The sequence below is a fragment of the Oryzicola mucosus genome (assembly GCF_014534685.1).
Classification (GTDB): Bacteria; Pseudomonadota; Alphaproteobacteria; order Rhizobiales; family Rhizobiaceae; genus Oryzicola; species Oryzicola mucosus.
The window spans coordinates 114,277-136,140 of the sequence record NZ_JACVVX010000009.1 but is presented as its reverse complement, the minus strand read 5'-3'; the positions used below and the strand labels follow the sequence as shown (position 1 = coordinate 136,140).

22 protein-coding genes are annotated in these 21,864 nt (G+C 60.3%); 4 read left to right on the top strand and 18 right to left on the bottom strand.

The genetic code is table 11. From position 1 onward, the window contains the following. Positions 1–290: 290 nt before the first annotated feature. The 18 genes from ICI42_RS21135 to ICI42_RS21050 form a co-directional block, all read right to left on the bottom strand. Positions 291–1,256: a hypothetical protein gene (locus tag ICI42_RS21135; protein WP_188166583.1), complete on the bottom strand. Its 966-nt coding sequence runs from the start codon at positions 1,254–1,256 to the stop codon at positions 291–293. A 4-nt stretch (positions 1,257–1,260) separates the two neighbouring features. Further along, a complete protein-coding gene (locus tag ICI42_RS21130; protein WP_188166582.1) occupies positions 1,261–2,349 on the bottom strand; it encodes an AAA family ATPase in 1,089 nt (362 codons plus the stop codon). Then, entirely contained in the window at positions 2,346–3,464 is a 1,119-nt protein-coding gene (locus ICI42_RS21125) for a DUF262 domain-containing protein (RefSeq protein ID WP_188166581.1), read from the bottom strand. Before ICI42_RS21125 ends, ICI42_RS21130 begins: the two co-directional genes overlap by 4 nt. A 208-nt stretch (positions 3,465–3,672) precedes the next feature. Next, entirely contained in the window at positions 3,673–4,125 is a 453-nt protein-coding gene (locus tag ICI42_RS21120; protein WP_188166580.1) for a ribbon-helix-helix domain-containing protein, read from the bottom strand. 7 nt (positions 4,126–4,132) lie between these two features. Beyond that, a complete protein-coding gene (locus tag ICI42_RS21115) occupies positions 4,133–6,121 on the bottom strand; it encodes a conjugal transfer protein TraG (RefSeq protein WP_188166579.1) in 1,989 nt (662 codons plus the stop codon). 38 nt (positions 6,122–6,159) lie between these two features. Continuing rightward, on the bottom strand, positions 6,160–7,926 hold the full coding sequence (locus tag ICI42_RS21110) for a relaxase/mobilization nuclease domain-containing protein (RefSeq protein ID WP_188166578.1): 1,767 nt from the start codon (positions 7,924–7,926) through the stop codon (positions 6,160–6,162). A gap of 250 nt (positions 7,927–8,176) precedes the next feature. Continuing rightward, positions 8,177–8,731 carry a lytic transglycosylase domain-containing protein gene (locus ICI42_RS21105; RefSeq protein WP_456238707.1) on the bottom strand — a complete coding sequence of 185 codons (555 nt, stop codon included), beginning with the start codon at positions 8,729–8,731 and terminating at the stop codon, positions 8,177–8,179. A 235-nt stretch (positions 8,732–8,966) separates the two neighbouring features. Beyond that, complete coding sequence (locus ICI42_RS21100; RefSeq protein ID WP_188166576.1) at positions 8,967–9,305, bottom strand: DUF736 domain-containing protein; 339 nt, start codon at positions 9,303–9,305, stop codon at positions 8,967–8,969. 69 nt (positions 9,306–9,374) lie between these two features. Continuing rightward, positions 9,375–9,917: a S26 family signal peptidase gene (locus ICI42_RS21095; RefSeq protein ID WP_188166575.1), complete on the bottom strand. Its 543-nt coding sequence runs from the start codon at positions 9,915–9,917 to the stop codon at positions 9,375–9,377. Then, positions 9,914–10,432: a DUF2840 domain-containing protein gene (locus tag ICI42_RS21090; RefSeq protein ID WP_188166574.1), complete on the bottom strand. Its 519-nt coding sequence runs from the start codon at positions 10,430–10,432 to the stop codon at positions 9,914–9,916. The genes ICI42_RS21095 and ICI42_RS21090 overlap by 4 nt, the downstream gene beginning before the upstream one ends. A 190-nt stretch (positions 10,433–10,622) precedes the next feature. Further along, positions 10,623–11,756, bottom strand: coding sequence for a replication initiator protein A (locus ICI42_RS21085; RefSeq protein ID WP_188166573.1), 1,134 nt, complete (start codon positions 11,754–11,756; stop codon positions 10,623–10,625). Between the two features lie 11 nt (positions 11,757–11,767). Beyond that, positions 11,768–12,049 carry a helix-turn-helix transcriptional regulator gene (locus ICI42_RS21080; protein ID WP_188166572.1) on the bottom strand — a complete coding sequence of 94 codons (282 nt, stop codon included), beginning with the start codon at positions 12,047–12,049 and terminating at the stop codon, positions 11,768–11,770. A gap of 207 nt (positions 12,050–12,256) precedes the next feature. Further along, on the bottom strand, positions 12,257–13,264 hold the full coding sequence (locus ICI42_RS21075; RefSeq protein WP_188166571.1) for a succinylglutamate desuccinylase/aspartoacylase family protein: 1,008 nt from the start codon (positions 13,262–13,264) through the stop codon (positions 12,257–12,259). A gap of 16 nt (positions 13,265–13,280) precedes the next feature. Beyond that, positions 13,281–14,039 carry an amino acid ABC transporter ATP-binding protein gene (locus ICI42_RS21070; RefSeq protein WP_188166570.1) on the bottom strand — a complete coding sequence of 253 codons (759 nt, stop codon included), beginning with the start codon at positions 14,037–14,039 and terminating at the stop codon, positions 13,281–13,283. A 322-nt stretch (positions 14,040–14,361) separates the two neighbouring features. Beyond that, positions 14,362–15,021, bottom strand: coding sequence for an amino acid ABC transporter permease (locus tag ICI42_RS21065; RefSeq protein WP_188166569.1), 660 nt, complete (start codon positions 15,019–15,021; stop codon positions 14,362–14,364). Then, positions 15,011–15,670, bottom strand: a complete 660-nt coding sequence (locus ICI42_RS21060; protein WP_188166568.1) for an amino acid ABC transporter permease — start codon at positions 15,668–15,670, stop codon at positions 15,011–15,013. Before ICI42_RS21060 ends, ICI42_RS21065 begins: the two co-directional genes overlap by 11 nt. Then, positions 15,667–16,605 (bottom strand): ectoine/hydroxyectoine ABC transporter substrate-binding protein EhuB, encoded by a 939-nt coding sequence (gene ehuB / locus ICI42_RS21055; protein ID WP_230980483.1) that lies wholly within the window; start codon positions 16,603–16,605, stop codon positions 15,667–15,669. Before ehuB ends, ICI42_RS21060 begins: the two co-directional genes overlap by 4 nt. A gap of 153 nt (positions 16,606–16,758) precedes the next feature. Beyond that, on the bottom strand, positions 16,759–17,388 hold the full coding sequence (locus ICI42_RS21050) for a hypothetical protein (RefSeq protein ID WP_188166567.1): 630 nt from the start codon (positions 17,386–17,388) through the stop codon (positions 16,759–16,761). A gap of 144 nt (positions 17,389–17,532) precedes the next feature. Between ICI42_RS21050 and ICI42_RS21045 the strand changes: the two genes are divergently transcribed. From ICI42_RS21045 to ICI42_RS21030, 4 genes are all read left to right on the top strand, one after another. Next, entirely contained in the window at positions 17,533–17,781 is a 249-nt protein-coding gene (locus ICI42_RS21045) for a helix-turn-helix transcriptional regulator (protein ID WP_269140801.1), read from the top strand. Between the two features lie 459 nt (positions 17,782–18,240). Beyond that, positions 18,241–19,227, top strand: coding sequence for a nucleoid-associated protein (locus ICI42_RS21040; protein WP_188166566.1), 987 nt, complete (start codon positions 18,241–18,243; stop codon positions 19,225–19,227). Continuing rightward, entirely contained in the window at positions 19,224–20,645 is a 1,422-nt protein-coding gene (locus ICI42_RS21035; protein WP_188166565.1) for a hypothetical protein, read from the top strand. Before ICI42_RS21040 ends, ICI42_RS21035 begins: the two co-directional genes overlap by 4 nt. Before the next feature lie 91 nt (positions 20,646–20,736). Beyond that, positions 20,737–21,795 (top strand): hypothetical protein, encoded by a 1,059-nt coding sequence (locus ICI42_RS21030; protein WP_188166596.1) that lies wholly within the window; start codon positions 20,737–20,739, stop codon positions 21,793–21,795. Positions 21,796–21,864: the final 69 nt, after the last annotated feature.

The window sequence follows — 21,864 nt, the reverse complement described above, 5'->3', positions numbered from 1 at the left end:
GCGGTCTTACCTTCAGTCTTGGTCATGGTGGCGTTCCTTCAAGGGAATCAGGTGACGTTGAACATCACCAGCCTGCCATGACCGCCCCTCTCAGCGAATTTGCAGAACTCTCAGCACACTACCCTGGCGATAGCGGGCATTCGGAAATCAGAACCGACTACACTTCATTGTAGTTGCGAAATCGTTGCTTGGCAGTTGGCGTAGTCGGCGAGACTGTCGAGCAACAGCTTGATCACCTCACTACGAAAAGTATTTTTGTTAGGGTTACTGATTGGCAGGAGGTTCGCTCGTCAGGACTTAGTTAGTTTCGGGCCGATATAAAGTACTTTGAGCCGAGTCGCCGCCGCCGGCACCGGCCAATCAAAGTGCAAGCGGAAGAAGCGATAGCTAATCTTGCCGTGGAATTGGGCGAAGATGTCGGTGCCGCCCTCGGGATCTGGGAACGTCATTTCACTCTGAAAATCGCGCCTATTGGTTGCCGATTCCGGTGAGAACAGCGCACGCTCGCCCTGGAAATGCGCTTGCAGGACTTCTTGGGCCTCCCGGCCCTCGTTGCCGTCCTCGTCCCGCCCGCGCATATAGGCATCGAGATACCCGAGCAGGGCGTAGAAGCGGTCGCGGATGATTGCATCGAACGGCTCGCGAACAAGGCGTGCGTCTTCATACAGCGCATTCGGAAGCAGAAGCTTGGGAAAGCGCTGCCTTGCTGTCTCGACCATCGCCTGCCAATTCGTCGCCGGTGCCTGCTCGTGGAGCGCGCGCGCGACGGCCGCATCCGCGTCCCAAAAGTTCTCGACCGGATACTCGCCAAACGGCTCATCTTCGAAACCATGGACAACATGTAGCGGTGACTGCGTGAAGTTCTGCGCGCCGCCAGGGAAGCTAAACGTCGCCGCCAGCTCGCCGGACTTTAAACGCCGCGCGGCCTCGCCAAGACCACCCTCGGTGACCTCGACGCCCAGACAATGAAAAAGATCCTCGGCTTCGTCCAGGCGATCCTCGTGGATGAACGGTCCGTTGCGGCCGACCCAAGCAAGCAAGGCCGCTGCCGTTGGCGATCCGCGCCAGCCTTGCACGACCTGCCGCAAACTACGTTCATGCGAGATCGGCCGATCTGCTAGTGCAGGTGTGGTGCGCATCCCCGCCAGCACCGGCGAACGCGCCCGTGCAGCCAACAACTGCTCGATCAACGGCCGGAAATCGCGCTCATCCTCGAACTGCCCCTGCAAGGAGGTCTCGTTTAGATAGAAGCGCACCCACTCAACTCCATCCGGCGAGCCGCGACAGGTCCTTCTCGCCCTGATCGAAGAAACCCTCTGGCCATTCGTAGATCTCGCCGCCCGTCCCAATCCCCGGGGTTGTCACCCCATGCTCCTTGCCGTTCGGTCCCTGAAAGAAATGGATGCGCAAATCCTCCGGGAGCAATGCGCCGTCACGTACGGCCAGTCGGACTCCATTGAGGAGATGGTCGCTGTGCGTCTCGATAACGATCTGCACGCCCGCGCTCGCCAAAGTCGCTAGTATCCGGCCCATCTGAGACTGTGCAGATGGGTGGAGATGCGATTCCGGGCTGTCAATCAAGATCACCTGGTCCGGGGCGGCGCCCAGAAGCGCAACCAGGATCGGAAAGGCGTAAGTCAGGCCGTAGCCAATATTCGACGGGCGGCGCCACGATCCAAGTTCCGCCAGCCGGAACTGAAGGTTCATTTGCGAAACCGCGATTACATTCTGTACGTTGGCCTCCGCGCCCGGAAACAAGCTGCCGAGCCAGGCATCGATCTGCCTGCGGAAGATCGCCGCCTCCTCGCCAACGAAATGTCTCCGCGGATCAACATCCTCATCGGCCAGTCGGTCAAACCAATAAGGCGCGAAGCGACCGTCATGTCCAACATCGCGGGTATCGACACGCTCGGGAATCGGAAATGCGTCCTCAGGGCCTATTCGGACTGCACCAAGGAACGAAAGGGTTTTGAGCGCACGCTCGAGTCGAGGGCTCAGTTGGCTCTTCGGCACGCTCTTAGTCGGCAGGACGCGGTCGCCGGCCTGTAAGGTTGGGCGTACCGCAAGGCTACCATCATCGCCTTCGACCTTGAGCAGCATCGGGCGCTCCGACCCCATCGGTGCGATGTCGCCTGCCGTGCCGAGTCGTACCAGCGGACCGTTTAATGGCAAGGCGTCCAATGTCCCGAAGCGCAGGGCTTGCGCGAGCAAGAGCAGAGGCTGCAACGCGGTTGACTTGCCGCCGCCATTGAAGCCGGTCACCAGCGTCAGCTGGCCGAGCTCGAGCCGCAAGTCGTCAAAGCACTTGAAGCCCTCCATCGCGACTGCATGGACTGCGCGCTTGCTCATTCTCCCACCTTAGGCAGTTCGGCAACCACCCCATCCATTGTGCCAAACCGCTTGCGCACCTGCGCCGTGCTGTTGGTCGAATAGGTGATCGCATTCGTGAAGGATGCTTGGTTGAGCAGCGCGATGATGGCTTCGCGCAGATGAGATGTCTGCTTCTCGTTGAGCGGGCCAAGCCCGGACATCGACACCGCGCAGACCTCGAACAAAGAAATGTTGATAACGCTACGCGTCGCCGATGGGCCATTGGCAAGTGACTTGCGGAAGGCGTGTTCACCGAACAGCGCCGCGTTTAGCGTCATGGCGCTATCGAACTGCTTGCGCAGTTCATCGCGCTCTACATCGCTGCGGCTGGCCAGCGCCGTCAAGCCCTGCGCCAGGAATGTGTCCATGTCGCCGCGATAGGCATTCGGTGTAAGCAGCTTGAACGCGCAGAATCGATTGATCGCTTCGCGATCACGCATCGTCCGGGCGTTGAGCGAACGCCCCGTGGCATTGCGGAATATCGGGCTCACCGCCGCTTCTTTGAGCCAGGTGGTCGCAGTCCCGTTATACAGCGCGTTGCGCATCTGCTGGCGGGTTAGCGGCTCGCCGCTGTTCACGCGCTCGAAAATGTCCAACCTCGCACGCTCGGGTGCTTTAGCATCGAGAATATACATTGTAAGAGGCGTGTCGGACACGCGCTCCTGAAGCGTTATCGACAGGTCCTTGAATAACTTGCCGTCGAGTGGATGCGTAGCGTCGAGATTGCTCGACCCGAGGCCAGTCAGGCGAAACTGGTTGCGCATGAAGCGGTAGAATGTCGTTAAGCGCTGCAGCCCATCGACTACGATGATCCGACCGTCAGGCGCCTCTGCCACATAGAACACTGGCAGCGGGATGCGCATGATGCAACTTTCGATGAGCTTCGACTGCTTCGGGACTTGCCAGACGAAATCACGTTGGAAATCCGGATCAAGGATATAGCGCTGACGATCTATGCGATCGACGACGTCGCCTACCGTCCGCGGCTCAGTGCGCACAAAAACGGCATCGAGCGGATAGTCGCCCCAGCCGGCTTCGAAAGGATCCTCGACGCCCTCTGGCTCTTCAACATTGTCTTCGATCGTCTCGTTCATATGAAAAGCTCTTGTTCTGATTTTCCTTTCTAGCTTGATCACTCTCCCCGTCAAAGCAGAGTTTCAATCGATGCCCCGACCAAGTACAGATAGAACGGGCGGCAGCTATCGGGACGTGCACTAGGTCCGCTTTATGGCTGGCTTTAAGGCGCAAAGCTGCCATTAAGCAGATATAAGGCACACCACAGGCCGGGCGCGGTGCTCCACATCAAGTGCCTTGATCGCTCTGGTCTTGGCCAAACGTAGACATGCCGCTGTTGTCCGTGACATCGTCAGGGATCTCGCGCAGGAAACTCCGCCCCTTCTGCAAGCGACGGCCGAGCGTCTCGACGAAACCTTCATACCGCTCACGGCCTTTGATCTGTGCTGCTGATTGCGCGTCGGCGGGGAGCGGCGGGGTTATGGTCAACCAGAAGCGTACGAATAGAGCCAGTGTCTCGGCAGTGATGCCGAGATCCCGTTCCATGCGCTGCGCCTGCCGCGATAGCCGGTCAAGACGACGGGCGAAAGCAGCTTCGCGCTTGTCGGCGCCATCAGGCGACAGAAAGGATGCTATGGCGGCCTCGACGATGGCTGAGCGTGACAGCTTTCTGCGCTCAGCCAACTCCGATATGCCGTTCATCATTTCCGAAGGCAGGTAGACGTTCAAACGATTGCGCATGTGATTCTCACAGCTCCATATTGTCGTCGGGGTCCATGGCGATCTGGCGGGCGACACCGCGCATATGCTGACGCAAGACACGTGACTGTCGGGCTACATCGTCCGGCTCGTCATCCAACACGACGTCGAACTCCCGGGACGAGTCAGACGGTGTCGTCTCCGTGGCGATTGCAACGTGATCGGGCAGTTCCGGCTCTCGCCGCAGACCGCTGTTCGCGGCGGCGCTCTCCGCCTGCTGCCCTTCAGTGATCGGGCCTGTATCGGGAGCGTGAGGTATCAGCTGCGTCCAGAGGTCGTTGCCCGTGGCTCGGTTGGGCTTTGCCAGGTCGGGCGGCGGCAAGACACGTTCGCTAAAGCGCTTGTCCTCGTAGTAGCGCGCCTTGTTGGCCCGGATCGGCGGTGTCGACGCCAGCATGACGATCTCGTCTTGAGGGGGGAGCTGCATAATCTCGCCCGGCGTCAGCAACGGACGCGCGGTCTCCGAACGCGACACCATGAGATGGCCGAGCCAGGGCGAGAGGCGGTGCCCGGCATAGTTCTTCATCGCCTTCATCTCGGTAGCGGTGCCGAGTGCGTCCGACACGCGCTTTGCCGTCCTTTCGTCATTGGTGGCGAAGGAGACGCGCACATGGCAGTTGTCGAGGATGGAGTTGTTGGGGCCATAGGCCTTCTCGATCTGGTTGAGGGACTGCGCGATCAGAAACACCTTAAGGCCGTAGCCGGCCATGAAGGCGAGCGCGCTTTCGAAGAAGTCGAGGCGGCCAAGCGCTGGAAACTCATCGAGCATCATCAGAACGCGATGGCGCCGCTGCCTTGTATGATCCTCGGTCAAGCGCCGGCCGATCTGGTTGAGCACCAGACGGATCAAGGGTTTGGTGCGCGAGATGTCGGAGGGCGGCACGACGAGATAGAGCGTGGCGGGCCGTTGATCCTCGATCAGGTCGGCGATGCGCCAGTCGCAGCGGCTGGTAACTTCCGCGACTACCGGATCACGATAAAGCCCGAGAAACGACATGGCAGTCGACAGCACACCGGAGCGTTCGTTGTCGGATTTGTTCAGCAACTCGCGCGCAGTCGAGGCGATGACGGGGTGCGGGCCTTTATCGCCGAGATGCGGCGTCGTCATCATCGCCGAAAGCGTCGTCTCGATCGGATGCTTTGGGTCGGAGAGAAAGGCTGCGACACCAGCCAGCGTCTTGTTCGGTTCGGCGTAGAGAACGTGCAGGATCGCTCCGACCAGGAGACTGTGGCTGGTCTTCTCCCAATGATTGCGCTTTTCCAGCGAGCCTTCGGGGTCGACAAGGACATCGGCGACGTTCTGGACGTCACGCACCTCCCACTCGCCACGCCGGACCTCCAGCAGCGGGTTGTAAGCTGCGGACTTGCGGTTGGTTGGGTCAAAGAGCAGGACCCTGCCATGGCGGGCGCGGAAGCCTGCTGTGAGGTGCCAGTTCTCGCCCTTGATGTCGTGGACGATGACGGAGCCCGGCCAGGTCAACAGGGTCGGGACGACCAGGCCGACGCCTTTGCCGGAGCGGGTAGGGGCGAAGCAAAGGACATGTTCGGGTCCATCATGGCGGAGGTAATCGCTGTTGAGCTTGCCCAACACAACACCATCGGACCCGAGCAGCCCTGCGGCTTTCACCTCGGCGGAGGTTGCCCAGCGGGCAGAGCCGTAGGTGGCGACATTCTTCGCTTCACGCGCCCGCCAGACCGACATGCCGATGGCGACGGTGATCGCGATGAAGCCACCGGAGGCGGCGATCATGCCGCCGATATTGAAAATCTCCGGGGCATAGGCGTCATAGGCATACCACCACCAGAAGAACATCGGCGGGTAATAGACGGATACTCCCGCAAGCTCGAACCAGGGCTGGCCGAGCTGCGCCTGGAAACCCAGTTGCCAGGCGGTCCACTGCGTCGCCCCCCAGATCGACATGAGAACGATCAGGAAGACGACGAGGATCTGGCCCCAGAGAATTTTTGTTGCGGACATTTGCCCCGTCCTTTCACTGCTTTGAGATAACCGCGGCTCTACAGCCCGAGGCCGCGCTTACGGCCAAGGTTCAAGTCGATGCCGCCGCTGGGATTGGCTATGCCGCTTATGTGCTGGCCGAGCTTCTTCTCGAGCGGCGGGGACCACGGAACGAGCTGGAAGCCGAGACCATTGTCGATGACGGCGAAACGGCCTGACGCAAGGCTCAGGCGCTGGCGATAGACACCACTGACATGCTCGCCAGCGACCGCCTTGGTGTGCGGTAGACCGAGTTCGGTGGAGAGTTTTGTGCCGGCCGCGTTCAGCTCGCGTTGGCGCAGCGTTTTGAGAAGATCGCGTTGCAGGATGACGCGTTGACCCTGCCGGCGGGCAAGACCTTCTTCGACGAGATGTTCGGTGCGTTCGGTCATGGCATCGCGCACCTCCCGGCCAAAGCCACGCATGGCGAGCGGCAGCTGTTCCCGTTCGACCAGACGATGGTCGAGCCAGGTAGCGCCTGCTGCTGTGACCTGCCGGTTGAGATCGAGATCGGAGCGGTTGGCGAGGATCACGGTCGGGCTCGGATCATCGGCGCCACCGAAACGGCGCAGTTCGACAACGCCGCCAAGGGGTGGCGCATGCTCGAACGCCTGCAGGTCGCGGAACCTTACATGATGGGCGCGGCCGTCGATGCCGTCGATCACGGCATAGGCCTCGCCGGTCAGTTCGTTCTGAAGTCCTTTGTTCACAAGACGACCGATGACGGGCGTTTCCGATGGGCTGTCGATCACATATTCGGCGACACCGCGGTCCTCTCCGCGCTCGGCGAAGGCACGGTGCATGGTCTTGATGATGTCGCCGCGCATGCCGAGATCGCGCAGCGACCGTTCGGCCTCCAGGCCGACCATCCATTCGCCCGGTGCGGCTGCCGAGGCGAGCCCCATTTTCTCCAGATGCTGAAGACGACCGATCATCAGGCGCCGCAGTTCGGAATCGTAGCTGTGGGGCTGTTCTGGTCGCAGGTCGATGAAGCCGGTCTCATGGGCAGCGAAGCGGATTTCGGTATCGAGCCGGGTCCAGCGCTCCGCAGATATCTCCTTGTTCAGGGCGTTGCGGATTTCGTGCTCGGGCTTGGGTCCGAGTTCGATTGCGACGAGATCCTCGGCGCGGGAGCGTAGGCCGCGACTGATGTAATCTCGCGAGATCACGAGGTCAGCACCGGTCTCGTCGACGCCGCGCACGATGAGATGGACGTGCGGATTGTCGGTGTTCCAATGATCGACGGCCACCCAGTCGAGTTTGGTGTCGAGATCGGATTGCATCTGGCTCGCCAGATCACGGGTGAAGGCGCGGATGTCGGTGAGATCAGCGGCATCTTCAGGCGAGACGATGAAGCGGAAATGATGGCGGTCATCCCTGCAGCGTTCGGTGAACGCGACGTCGTCGGCCCGGTCGCTTTCGGCGTCGAACATCACTGCTCGCTCGCCATCGCGGGTGACGCCGTCGCGCTTCAGATAAGACAGATGCGTTGGCATCGGCGCTGAGCGAAACGCCTTGCCGGAATGACGCGCGATCCGGGCGGCGACCACGACACGGCGATGACTGCTGAATAGGCGGTTGCGGCTGAAAATGTTGCGGCCGCGCCCAAAGGTCGAACGGCCGTGCGCCGCCGTCCTGCCTCCGGTCCGAGACACGCCACCGTTGCCGGTGTGACCTGCCTTCTGGGCGGCGCGCAGGACCTGGTTGATGAAGCTCTTGTGCTTGCCCGCCCGCGTGCTCTTAATGCGTCCTGGCCGGACGGTGAAATCGCTGTCGCTCTCGCTCATGACAGCGTCACCCCGCGGGCCGTGCCGTGCACAGTGCCTAAAACAGCATTGTAATTATTGCCAAAACCGCGATCAACGGCACTGCCCACGACCGACCGGCACGCCAAAACCCAAGCCAAGTCAACGACTTGCGCGGGGTTGGGCACAGCGCTTTTATCTTGCCCTCTGCCTGTCGCTATCTGCCTCCACTTCCGCCATTCCGCACGACCTTTCCGGGAGCAAGCCATGCCACGCCATAGTGCGAAACCGGTCATTGCAGGCCTCTTGGCACGGATCGGGTGACAAACAGGCCATCAGGTTGCGGAATGATCCCCCGACTGTCGCCCGCTGGTGGTGCAGCCGGAGTGGCGTCGCGAGCGCCTTTGAACTGCGAGGAAGCGACGGTGGATTTCCCGTCCGATCGCACGCTGAACAACCGTGCGCGCCGCCAGGCGTTTGGATCGGTGGCTGCCAATGTTGCGTCGTCAAGCGGTCCGGGAGCAACATCGGATACGCCGACAAGGGGCGTGAGCTTGGCGACATAGGCGCGGGTTTCCGCCGGCAGGGGAGCGCCCGCGAGGTAATCCTCATAGCGACGGGGACCGGCATTGTAGGCTGCCAGAAAGCCCGGCGAACCGAAGCGATCGTGCATCTCCCGCAGGTAAGCAGTGCCGGCCAGAATGTTGTCGCGCGGATCAAAGGGGTCGTTGCCGAGGCGGTGGCGAACGCGAAGATCGGCCCAGGTGTCCGGCATCACCTGCATCAGCCCCATTGCACCCGCCGATGACAGGGCGCGTACATCGCCCCCACTTTCGACGTAGCGCACGGCACGTATCCAATGCTCTGGAAGTCTGAAGCGCTGGGCGGCTTCAGCAACGAAAACGGCATGCGGATCGGCCGCTGGTGGGGGCACCGCCGGTATGCCCTGAGCGTAAGCAACGACCAGCGGCAAACCGGTGAGAAGAAGGCCGGAAAGGAGAGGGGAGGCGGATGTCCCGGATGAGGAACCAGGATTTCTTGGCACAGATCGCAGCGATCTGGACGAGACGAAAACTCATGGGTTACTCCCGCTCGCCGCGCTCGGGCTGGCGGTTCCAATGCAGCGACCAGGTGCTGTCGTCGTCACCAGTCTGGAACAGGTTGGCGCGAAGCGGCCGGGCAAAGGTCGGATCGTCGATCAGCACCGAAATGTAATTGCCGGCCTTCTCACTGGTGCGCTTCCAGCCTGCACCGATCTCGGCTGGGATGACATCACCGCCATGCAGAATGCGATAGTCTGGCACGTTCTCGGCGTCAGCTCGTTCGACGGACACGATGGTGAGTTCGCGGTCAAGGATGAGGGTATGGATGCGCCCGATGAAACCCGTGTCATTGCGGGTGAATTGACCGATCTGCGGCATGGGTTGGTTCCTTTCTGTTGCAGTTTGGAGATCGAGCGGTGGAAGGTGGGCTCCCCGCGGGCGTGGGGTTCACCGTGTCGACGCACGCCATTCGAAACGGCCTTCACCGTCGTCGGTCCACAACGGGATGGCGCGACCGACAATCGAACTGGCAGGCATTACGCCGAAGTAGCGGCCGTCCAGGCTGTCGCGAACTTCCCAATTCATGAGAAACATCTGATCGTCGGCGATGCGCCGGCAGCCTTGCCAGACCGGCAGGCTACGCCCGAGCCTGTCGTGCGCCAGGGCATCGCCCATCTCGATCCCATCGACGGTGATGATTGCGCCCGTGCGGCAGACGGTTTGCCCCGGCAAAGCAAGGACGCGTTTCAGCAGTGGAACGTCGCGCGGCAGATAGCCGCCTTCGGCCAGGAAAGTTGCGAGCGGCTCCGGTGCCGCAACCGCGACCACATCTGTGACCTCCAGAGCACCCGAAGGCTCGACGGTGTAGAGCCCGACCGGCGTGCTGGCCGACGCATTCCAGATGAATTTGGTGGTGGTTTCGATCGAAGCCGAGACAGCAATACCGGCAGCGGCAACGATCGTCATGACTGTCCAACGGAGGCGGGTCATGGTTGCGTCCTCCGGCGCAAAAGCCAGGCGCGATGTTGCTCGATTGTGTAGGCGCGCGGCTCTTGGTTGGCGGTCAGGCGGTTGTGAACATGCCGCCAATAGTCGGGCGCGACATCGACCGGATTGAGCTTCATCACCTCAATGGCATCGATCAGATGCAGCACCCTTTCGACCTTCGGCCAGCCGTCGATCCTGAGCAGGATCTCGCCGCCTGGGCGGACGAATGGCAGTGTCTGGAAAACCTCTGCGCGACCGACGGCGCGCACGATGTCGATGCGCGAGATGATCGTGCCATAGTCATTTGATGCCCAGCGGACGAAAGCGAAGATTGTGTCCGGTGTAAAGCCGACGACTTTTCGGCTGCGGTGGAGAAGCTGCTCGCAACTCGGGCGACCGAACCTGATCCAGTGTTCGATCTTCTTCGCCACCCATGTCAGCTCAACGCGGGTGATGAAATCATCGGAGTTCGACGCGGCGGCAGTATCGCTGATCTGTGAGGGGTTTCTCTGGGTCATGAAGCGTGTCCGGAAGGTAGAGGAAGGGGCGCCAACCACACCAAGTCTCGGCTGCCAGAACGAAGCGCTGGCGATGGGGGCTGACGGCCCGCTCGCTGGAACGGGATCGGTGGGGCTGCCACAGTGTTTTGGTCTGGCGGTGGAAGCGTCGTCGCATCGACGGCGTCTCGCTGGATCGATGCGGGCACAATCATCCCGCTTTCCCCGCTTTGTTCGCAGGAGCCGTTGATGATGCGTCGGAGGGCGTCAGTGTCCGACCCCTCGACAAGTCCACTGAGGCAAAAGCGGGTTCCTGAGCCTCGTTTCGGTCCAGGCTTTCTGTTCGCGCGCGCGCCTTAAAGTTAGAATCTGTGTTAGACTCTAAGTTAAGAGAGCGAATATGCGTCTGTTTTCTTATGCTTAGGCCCGGTTTGGGTTCCTGATAGCACGAGCCTCCGGTTCCCGATGGCACGATAGTCGGGGTTCCCGATAGCACGAGACTATCCACAGCCTGCCCGGTCGCCGGGAGCGGTTCGAAAGCAAGCAGAAGACGGCCGCCGACTTCCACCTCGAGCGACAGGATGTAGCCGGGTAGCGGCTGGCGTTTGATGATGTTGCGCAGCTCGAAAGCAAAGCGCTTGAACGGCGACAGGCTGCCGGATTTGATATGGAGATGGCCGAAGTCGAACCGCCAGCCCGAGCGCTGTCTGCCCCCATGCTTGCGTACGATGCGATAGAGCCATCGGTCGAGGCCGCCCGTGAGCGCAAAATAGCTTCTGTCGATGGTGAGAACGAGAGCATCGTCCAGCACCGCTCGATAAAACCAGTCCGGGATGATGAGCTCGATACCGGCGGGCTTACCGAACCGATCGGTTCGTTCCTGCCATTCATTGATCCAGGAGAAACGATGGCGCCGGCCCTCGACAGGCTGACGGATTGAGGTGGCGATGGTCGTCGACTGGAGGCGGTCCAGTGCGGCCTTCAGACGCTGATAGTCACGAGCGCTGACACCCCGTCCCACAAAACTCAGGATCTCATAGGGTGTTGCCGCCATCAGGCGTGAGGTGCGAAGCCCCGCGTCACGGGCCTCGACGATCTGGCTAGCCGCCCAGATCAGGATATCGGCGTCCCAGATCGTTGCCATGCCGTGGTCCTGCACAGCCTCGACACGGATCGACACTTCGCCAGCGGTGAAGTCGATCGGTGCGATACGATGAGATTTTGAAAGGGAGAAGAATGGATAGGCCATGAGGTCCTGCGCGTCGCGAGGGGCTAACGGGCCGGGGAGTGCGTGGAACAAGTCCAACTGGCCGCGTTCCAGCGGTCGTCGAAGTGCTGCTGACATGGAATCGCCGATCAGCCGGTGTAACGAGTGGTGCGAGTTGCAGCCGCCGGTGCGTGGCGCTTTGCGGGCAGTACCGACCCGGCCGGATCGGAGGTTGACCTGACCGCACCGCGGTTGGCCCAGGCCTGCAGATCGTCGATCGAGTAGACAACGCGGCCGCCAAGCTTGCGGTAGGCCGGCCCGGTCCCGTAGGTCCGATGCTTTTCCAGTGTGCGGCCGGACAGGCTGAGAAAGCGCGCAGCTTCGGGCGTCCGCAGGTAGCGTGGGGGAAGACCGGCGAGATTGGGTGACATGAGAGAGCCTCCTTTGGGTTCGTTGAGGCCGCTGATTGTCAGCGGCGGACGAAGGCCAAGGTGGCGAAGTAGGACGTCGTGGGGCAGGTGCGAAATTGGGGTGGCTAAATTCGCACACCCTTCGTTGGTCGGACAGATCGAGCCGCCAGACGTATTCACGGCCAGGGCTCAGCCATCAACCGGTGCGAGACGCCATGGCTGGGGACCTCAATCGGCGTCCGACAACAGCTTGAACAGGCAATCGCCGGCTTCCGTGAATGCCGGCGCCCTGCGGCAGGCTACCAGCCCGGATTGTGCGCAGTGAACTGCCGTGACGGGCTGATCCGGTCCATCCAGGGGATGGAGGAAGCCGGCACATTGGCCTGCGACAACCTCATCGCCGATTTCGATCATTGGCTCGAAGATGCCGCGCACCGGCGCGTAGGCGAAGGCCTGCTTGCCGTTGACGCGCATGATCCGAGTGGTCCCGGCTGGCGCTACTGGTGCGTTGGGAAGGATGCCGAGATGCTTCAGGCATCGAACAGTACCGTCCCGGGCCAGCGCTTCGCCCGTTGATGAGAGGGATGCACCGCCGCCGAGTTCGGTGGTGATGGCAAGCACACCCAGCGCTTGCGCTGTGGCGGACAGCGTGGTCGCTCCACCGCCGGCCGACCCGTCACTGATGGAGCCATAGGGCGCGCCGAAGATTTGCATGAGTTCGATCAGCTTTGACGTCTCCATGTCACTACTGCTGCTCCTGATCATGCAACAGGGCAGGTAGTGCAAGGATCGCCCGCCTGAGTGGAGGTCGATGACGATGCTGGACATGGGCAGGAGGATTTTTGTCACATAGTGAGCGATCATCTGGGTCGGCGTGCCATTGGCGTCGCCTGGAAACATCCGGTTGAGGTTGCCCTCGTCGAGTGGCGAGACACGTCGGCCTGCGGTGACGGCGGGAGAGTTCAGCGCCGGCAGCAGGATGATCCGGCCGGACACATCCCAGGCCTCGATCTGCCGCGCCAGCTTGGCAAGAGCGACCTGCCCCTCATACTCGTCGCCATGATTGCCGGCGACGAGCAGGGCGGTCGGGCCCGTACCGTTCCTGATGCAGACGATCGGGATGGGAATGGTGCCATAGGCCGACAGGTCGGTGGAGAAGGGCAGGCGGAGACAGCCGAACTGTTTGCCATCCCTGTCGAAGTCGACATCGGTCCAGATGCGGGTCGTGCTCGCCATTCTTTTGTCTCTCCCCTCAATGCAGCAAGGTGTTGAGGAAGCTGCGGGCACGCGGATGGCCGGGGGTGGTGAAGAAGGTCGAGGGCGACGCCTGCTCGACGATGCTGCCCTGGTCCATGAACACGACCTGGTCGGCGACCTCACGGGCAAAGCCCATCTCATGGGTGACGCAGATCATCGTCATGCCCTCATTGGCCAGTCCGGTCATGACGTCGAGCACCTCCTTGATCATCTCGGGATCGAGTGCGGAGGTCGGCTCATCGAACAGCATCAGGCGCGGGTTCATGCACAGCGCCCGTGCGATGGCGACACGCTGCTGCTGCCCACCGGAGAGCTGGGCTGGATATTTGTTGGCCTGTTCGGGAATGCGCACCTTATCCAGATGATGACGGGCGAGGCCTTCCGCCTCATGCCGCACCATGCCCAACACCCGTCTGAGGGCGAGCGTACAGTTGGACAGCACGGTCAGATGGGGAAACAGGTTGAAGTTCTGGAACACCATGCCGGTCTGCCTGCGGGCAAGGGTGGTCTCCCTGGCATTCTCGCCCAGGCGGGTCGCACCCAGCATCACGGTTCCCTGCTGGTAGGCTTCAAGCCCATTGATGCAGCGGATCAGGGTTGATTTGCCGGATCCCGATGGCCCGCAGACCACGATGCGGGAGCCGTTGGGCACGGTCAGGCTGACATCCCTCAGAACGTGGAAGGTGCCATACCACTTGTTGAGGGCAGCGATCTGAACGGCGTGCACGGCAGGGGTTTTGTCGGTCTGTGGCATAGGTCTCTCTGCATTGTTTGGGTGATGTGGTGGAATGACTGGAACGGGGTGAGCCGTGCTCAACGACGGTCGGCGCGGTCGAATGATGACTTGTCCAGCCAGGTGCGGCTCGCCTCATCCTCTTCGTTGATCGTGGTCGCGGCGCAGTCCCGGGTTCTGCGTTGGCCGCTGTCTGCGGCGTCAGTCTTCGCTGGGCGCCACTTTGCCGGTCCTGGGTCGGTGCTTGTCCTGACGCCGCCTCTATCCGTCAGCGGATCATTCCGCTGGGGAAGATGAAACGCAGGCGGTCGACAGCCCGCCGAAGGCGATATCGTCACCGCCCCTACCGGCGCATCGGCCTGAGCAATCGGCTCTCCAGCCGCTTGATGGCTTGCGAGATGATCAGCGCCAGTCCGAGGAAGATCAGGCCTGCCACGGTCAGCGGCTCGGCATAGCGATAGGTCTCCGAGGCGATGTCGAAGGCACGGCCCAGCATCTCGGGGACCGCCAGCACGGCGAGATAGGGCGTCGCCTTGAGGATCGAGACGAAGTAGTTGCCCATGGGTGCTGCGATGTTGCGCAGCATCTGCGGCGCGATGACGAACACTGTCATATCCATCCGGCCCAGCCCCAAGGCTCTGGCTGCCTCCGCCTGTCCCCTGGGGATGGCATCGATGCCTGCCTTGAAGACTTCGGAGAGATAGCCGCTGAAGTAGACGCTGAGACCGATAATGCCGACGGCAAGGGCGCTGAGGCGAACGCCGTAGAAGGGCAGGATGAAGTACAGGCAATACAGCCAGACCAGCACCGGGGTTGCTCTGATGAAGTCGATCAGGAAGCGCACGGCATAACCCATGACACCGCCCGAGCGCCGGGTGATCTCAAAGCCAAATCCGATGGCAGCTGCTCCAACACAGCTGACGGCTGCCACCAGCAAGGTCATGCCGATGGCGCTGAGAATGGTCGGTAGCGTCGAGAGAGCGAAGTCGATATCAAAGCCCACCGCTGATCTCCCGTGCCGGGCCGACCCGGCTTTCGACCTGACGCCCCAAAAGGGCGATGGGATAGCAGACGACGAAGTAGGCCAAGAGCAGCGAGAGATAGATCGGTACGGGGTCGTATTCGATCTGAGAAATCTCCTTGGCGCGGAAGGTCATGTCGGTCAGGGTCACCAGCGAGACCAGCGATGTCGCCTTCACCAGCTGGATGATCTGGTTGATGAAGGTCGGGCTCATCGTCACCAGAGCCTGCGGCAGTTCGATCAAAAGCAGGATGGTCGGCCGCGACAGCCCGAGCGCCTGTCCTGCTTCTTTCTGCCCCCGGTCGAGCGATTGCAGTCCCGCCCTGACGGCCTGGCTGGCATAGCCGCCGATGTTCAACCCCAGCACCATGGCGCTGACGGTCATGGCCGAGAACATCAGGCCGATCACTGGCAGGGCATAGTAGAAGACGAACAGCAGGATGATGACGGCCGAACTGCGCCAGAACTCGATGATCCCAGTGACGAGAAGCCGTGCCGGACCCGTGATCAGATACTGCGCGACCCCGAACACCAGACCGAAGGGGATGGCAAAGAGCAGGCCGTAGAGCGTGACCGATGCGGTGACCCGGAACCCCTGAAGGATGCCAAGCCAGATGTCGAGCACGCTCATTTGCCGGCACCCGGCTTGCCAGCGGCACCATCACAGAGCTTTTGGGCAGTAACGCTGTCCGGCACGGCCTCGGGCGTGCCAAAGCCGTATCTGGCCATGATGGCGGCAACCGTGCCGTCCTGCTTGAGTGCTGCCAGCTGCTCGTCATAAAGCGCGCGCAGATCCTCATCCCCGGTGCGGAAGGCGACGGCTGCGTAGTTCGCCTGCTCGTCGGTGGTCACGAACGGTGTGGCGCGTTCCAGTCCCTTTGCCTTCTCACCCGAGAGCAGGCCGATCACCGTGGGCGAGGACAAAACAGCGACATCGACGCGGCCGGCGCGCAGGGCAGACACGTTGGATTCGATATCGGGGAACAGCAGCATGCGGTCCTCCGGCACACCGGCTGCCGTCGCGTTCTTCACCGACACGCTGCCACGACCCGCTCCCATGACGATCTCGCTGTTGCCGACGATATCGGCAAAGCCATGCACCTGCTTTGGATTGCCGGCCACTACGATGGCGGCATCGGGCACTTTCAGGTCGGGCGCGCCGAAGGCGACCTGAAGACAGCGCTCCGGCGTGATGGCCAGGCCGGAGGCTACCGCATCGAACCGGCCGGCCAGAAGCCCGGGGATCAGCGCGCCGAACTCGGTTACCCTGATATCGAGGTCTTTGACGCCAAGCTCGGCAAAGGCTGCACGCAACAGATCGGGATGCCAACCCGTTGCCTGTCCGGTGGCTTCATCGCGAAAGCCCCATGGCGCACGGTTGTGGATGCCGATGACGATCTTGCCCTCGCGCAAGACACGCTCCTTGGTCGTCTCGGCCAGAGCCGAGCCGTGCGGCAGGTTGAGCAGCATCGCCACCAGTGCCATCAACCCGATCAACCCCTGCCGCCGCAGACCCAGCCGCCGCAGCCCTTGCACCCCGCGCAGCACAGCTTTCCTCACAGTCATTCTCATCTCCCATTGTGGTGTTTTGATTTGGAAAGGGCAGGGTAGCCCCCAAGCTCGCCCCGATTGCGATGCCGGCCCTGGGGGGTTCCCCTCGCGGTATCAGGCACTTCTTCTCCGCCCGCGCGCGCCTCCACGTGGCCGCCTGCCATGCGGTCAGACCAAGCTTCGCCGCCCTGTGGCCATGTCGGTGTCGGCGCCTGGACTGGTCTCGGCAGACGTCTGGGCTTGCGCCGCTTCATCCATCAGGCGGGTGAGGTCCGACAGAACGGATTTCACCTGCGGCCAGGGATACTCCGACGCTCTGCCCGCAGTCTCGCTGCTGCCGACGATGACCCTCAGCTTGGCGATCACCCCCTCGATTGACTGGGCAAGAGTGACGGCAACCGCCTCAAGGCATCGCTCCTCCGCCTCCATCGCCTGAAGCTCTGCCGCACGGACCCGGGCATAGCCGGGGTCGATGTCCAATGCGTCGAGCGAGGATTGATGATCTGGTGATGTCGAGACAGGGCAGGGCGTGTCCGCCGCTTCGCCAGCATGGGATGGCGGCGATCCAAGCCGCCGCATCACCCGCGTTTCGAGCCGCTGCTGCAGCCGGCACAGAAGCGTAGCTTCACGATGAGCCTGCTGCCAATCCAGTAACAGCGCAACCGCAGGTTCCACGGGTTCAGTCGAGCGTGCGGAACCGTGGGCGCTCGCTGTTCCCTTGTCATCCACAGCACGTCTCTTCCTTCGCACCCCATAGGTGACGAAAGGCAAAGAAGTGGTATTGTCGGAATCAGCCATGATCCGAGCTCCCTAAAGCTTGATCGTGGTCAGGCCGAAGGAGGTGTTAGCGCACCTCGTTCGGCCGCATGAGCGACCACTGAGAGCAATTTATGCGTGAACCACGATTGATGTCAAATAAAATGATGAATTCCGACAAATAGGATGATTTCAGTAGAGCAATGCAGAGGCGCTCGTGCGATGTTGGGTTGGAGCCAAGACGAACTTGCAAGTGCGGCAGCCGTCTCACGCGCAACGGTTGTTGACTTTGAGCGTGGCGCTCGGATCCCACACCGTAATAGTCTAATTTCAATCCGAAGAGCATTGGAAGCAGCAGGAATTGTACTGATAGCAGAGAATGGTGGCGGTGCTGGGGTTCGTTTCGGGAAGCCATCCGGTGACGGAGAGAACTAATGCTTGTTGACAGGTCAACGCGGTGACCAAGCAAGGCTAATGTGGACGCAATCGCCGCGCTGAACGCACGTTCAAGAATCGGGCGTCGAGTTGATGGTTGAAAATGGCGCAATTCAGGTGTTCGGCTCAATCGTCTAATCGCCACTCCTGATCGAACCATAGTCGGAACGGGGTAGGGGTGAAGAACGGAGTGACAGCTTTTGGGACGCTTACTACCGCCTAGCGTCACAAGCGGACAGAAAGACCGGCATTTTGCTGGCATGGCGGGATCGCGCTGATGCAGGTGGGCTTTCCTGCCCTGGCGAGCCTGTCAAAGGCTTCCGTCATAACACACCACCTTGGCGCTAGGCGGAAGCCTTCACGACGCCTCCGGCACATGATAGAACAAAAAACGAACGAATTGCGTTCCTGGGCGGAATCGATAGCTTGCGCTTCTTGTGATTTCATTGGGGGAAGTAAATGCAGTTATCAGAGGAAGAGATCGAAAATCTCTCGATCGACAAGTTCATTTTTCATGTCGTTCATCATCGTAACGATGAGCCGATCTTGCTCGATGAGACGCCCATCGGAAATTTCGAGGATTTCTTCCTCGAGAGGGCGATGGAGACGTTACGGGGAAACCGGTTCATCTTCGCCGACGGTTCCATAACCAGGACACTGCTGAAGCAGGTCTTGAACGACGAAAGCCAGTTCGTACCGGTGTCAAAAACGCTTGCGCAGACATTTCACGCGGCTAGAGACAAGCGCATCAAGCCAGGCGTGATGATCTTGATGACGTTGGTCACCGGCCAACGCAAGCTGTTGTCCGTGCTGAAATACGACCATGAAGAGGCAGTTACCTACGACATTACAGAAGATGCAAAGGCGATCCTGAAAGCAATCGCGAATTCGTTCACGAAGTCGGCTGACGCGCTGCAAAAGTCTGCCTTGATCGAGATTGTCGATGGCGATGACAACATCGTTGTTGTCGACAAAACCGTTCGTCACGAGATCACCGATTTCTTCCGTGGATTTCTTGCATGCAAGCGACTCTTCGATGACAAGCAAATGACTCAAGCCGTCGAGGCGCTGGTCGTTGAGGTGGTAAAGAATCATCAGAACGATTTGCCGAATGATATCACGCAGAATGTGCGTGATCGGTACTACGATACGGTCCAGAAGCGCGATAAGTTCGATGCCGCCGAGTTCTTCGCCGAGTTTTTCGGCGCACATGGCAGCGCTGCGGTGCGGGCCAGTTTCGACAAAGGGCTGGCCAAAAAAGGCATTGAAGGCGAGGTCTTCAAGTTCGACAAAGGCGCAGTGAAAAAGCTGCGTCCGCAGAAGTATAAGACTGCGGAGGGAGTGAAGATCGACGTACCGGAGCAGGCCTCGGATACTGTGAAAACCGCAACGACGGCTGCGGGTACTGTTATCACCATCACGACTAGCCGATTGACGAACCTATGACGCTCCAGGAGATGATCGAACTCGGTATCCTGTTTCAGCGGATGGCCGCATCGGAAGGTGCGGTTTTTGCCGAGACGACATCGGTGTGCCGAGTCGATCAGGTCCCAAACATTGCCGTTGAGGATTTCAATCGGATTTCTGAATTGGCTTCGACGTTGGCTTTGACCAAGCAAGGAACGCTGGCCGTGTTTGGGGAGATCAGCGGGGAGATCGACCTCGCAAATGGGGATGTGTCGAGCATAGAGTGCGAAGCTGTCTCGGTCAGGTTAACGAAGAGGGTCGAAGCCGACGCGGCATACTTCGTTACCCGAGCAGGCTTCGAAGCGGCCCTAGGTGATCCCGAGTTAATGCTTACCGCTCGCAAAATATGGGTCGCCGAGGAGTTTTTGCCGTTTGCCACGAGATCATGCGTCTATTCTACATGGGGCAGCGCGGTCGATCAAAAACGCCTAGAAGACATCTTCGACAGCCCACGCAGATTGGTTCGAGACCAGAGCTATCAATCAGCTCCGATCGACATCCGACCTTGGTACCTGATCGTCCCGGGTGACGAGAGCTCAGGCGTTTTCTCCGCTTGGAAAGAAGCCGCCGTGAGGAACCTGATCTTTTGCCTGCCAACTGAAATTCGAACATCAGACGCGAGCAAACAGGTCGTGCTGAAAGGCGCCAGGTCTGCCTTCGGCGATGTTGATCTCAGCGAACCGCAATTTCAGCTTTTTGATGTTGTCACGGAAGCGGTACGATGGGTTTACGACCAACGGCGTGACACCGAGACGAAGTTCCACCTGCTCAACAATCACTTGGCTTTGTATTGGCCAGACAGTGCCAAATGGCCCGTTGGCCTCAGAGGTGTCCTGGACCACGCGCTGGCTAGCGCACGCGAGGCATTTGCCTTCCATCTACAGGACGACAGCAAGGAAGCAATCAAATCCTTGGGTGATCTCCGAAAGGCCCTGCAGGACGAGGTTGCGCGATCGCAGACGGCCACGCGCGATCTTTTGTCTGCTCTCTGGCGAGATGCAGCTATCGCGGGTGCGGCATTTGCTTTGCGCTCGGCCACAACGAACTCCTCTGCTGTGAATATTGCCTCTTTGGGTGCGGCGGCGCTGCTGTTTGCGAGCTTACTGACCACTGTGCTTTCCAATTGGCGATTTGATGTCCTCGCCAAGCAAGTTCGCGCGCAATGGCGGCAGCGCCTTTACGCCTTCATGTCTGACAAACAGTGGGCTGAGCTGGTCACCCGGCCAATTTATCGAGCCCGACGGGTTTATCGAGTCTCAATTATCCCAGTGCTGGCAGTCTATGTTGTGCTGATTGGTGCACTTCTGTGGGTAGTCTATCCCGCCGGAGTGATGGCCGTTGCAGATCCTATCCTAGCCCTCCTGTGGGACGCTTGGCGCTTGATCGGCGACCTATGAGGTCGGACGACATCCACACCGGTTTTTTCGTCATCGCCTCCTGGGGCGCCAACAACTCCCTAACGCACTTTCAGAGTCAGCGGACGCGACCATGGGCCAAATGAAAGAACTGCAGATTGAGATGATGAACCTCGGTCTCGAGTGGGAAGAGTTTCTCGAGCGCGCATTGTCGCAAGATAGAGTGGGGCAGGCTGTTCGTATGAAGCCAGCAGAGCCACCTCAGTCGGAAGAGGATTGGGAGATGTTCCGCTGGGAACCCGATCTCGCATTCAAGCCAGCGGACAAATCCGGTCCTGTCGCCGTTGAAATCAAAGTCCTTCGCTGGCAGCACGACTGGCATACCTGGGCGAAAGATGCGCACAGACACCTGCGCCAGGTCGTGCTGCGTGGTCCGTACTCACGAGGAATCCTCATCCTGACAAAAGACTTCGGTGCAGCGGAACACCGTCGTATCGAAACATCCGGCTTCGACCATGACGTTGACGTTTGGGGGATCAACGACTTGCGCAAGATCGTCGCCGGGGATGACGAACTTGCTGAGGCGCTGGAGGACCTGATCGCCGACACGATCATTGATGAGGTAATCGAAAAGCCAGAGGTGGATGGTCCAAACGATCAAGGGATGCGGCTGGCGACCAGGCTGCGATCAATCGAGCAGGCGGAGCCGGGCTGGAAGGCGTTCGAACTCGCCTGCGAGGAGGCAATCCGTTTCCTATTCAGCGCTCATCTCTCGAACTTCGTCCGCCAGCAAAGAACCAGCGATGATCTTAACAGAATGGATCTTGTGGGCAGGATCAGGTCAACCGGAACATCGTTTTGGTCCGATTTGGCTTCTGACTTTTCGACGAGATACGTGGTCTTCGAAGCAAAGAATTACGCAGACCCCATCGGTCAGCGCGAGATTCAAATTACCGAGAAGTACCTCGTGGCCAATGGCTTAAGAACTGTAGCGATCATCATTGCCCGAAAGGGCGCCTCGAAGCACGCGGTAGACGCAGCAAAGGGGATCCTTCGGGAGTATGGGAAGTTTATTCTTACCATCTCGTTGAATGACCTCTGCAAGATGCTCGAAGGGGCTTCGAAAGGCGATCAGCCCGAGAATATCCTTTTCGAGCGTATGGATGCTTTTCTGATGGCCCTCGGGCGGTAGTACAAAAACGACATGGAAGGCACAGACCGCTCTAGGCTCAGGACTTCGGTAACGGGGCCGATGCAGTCA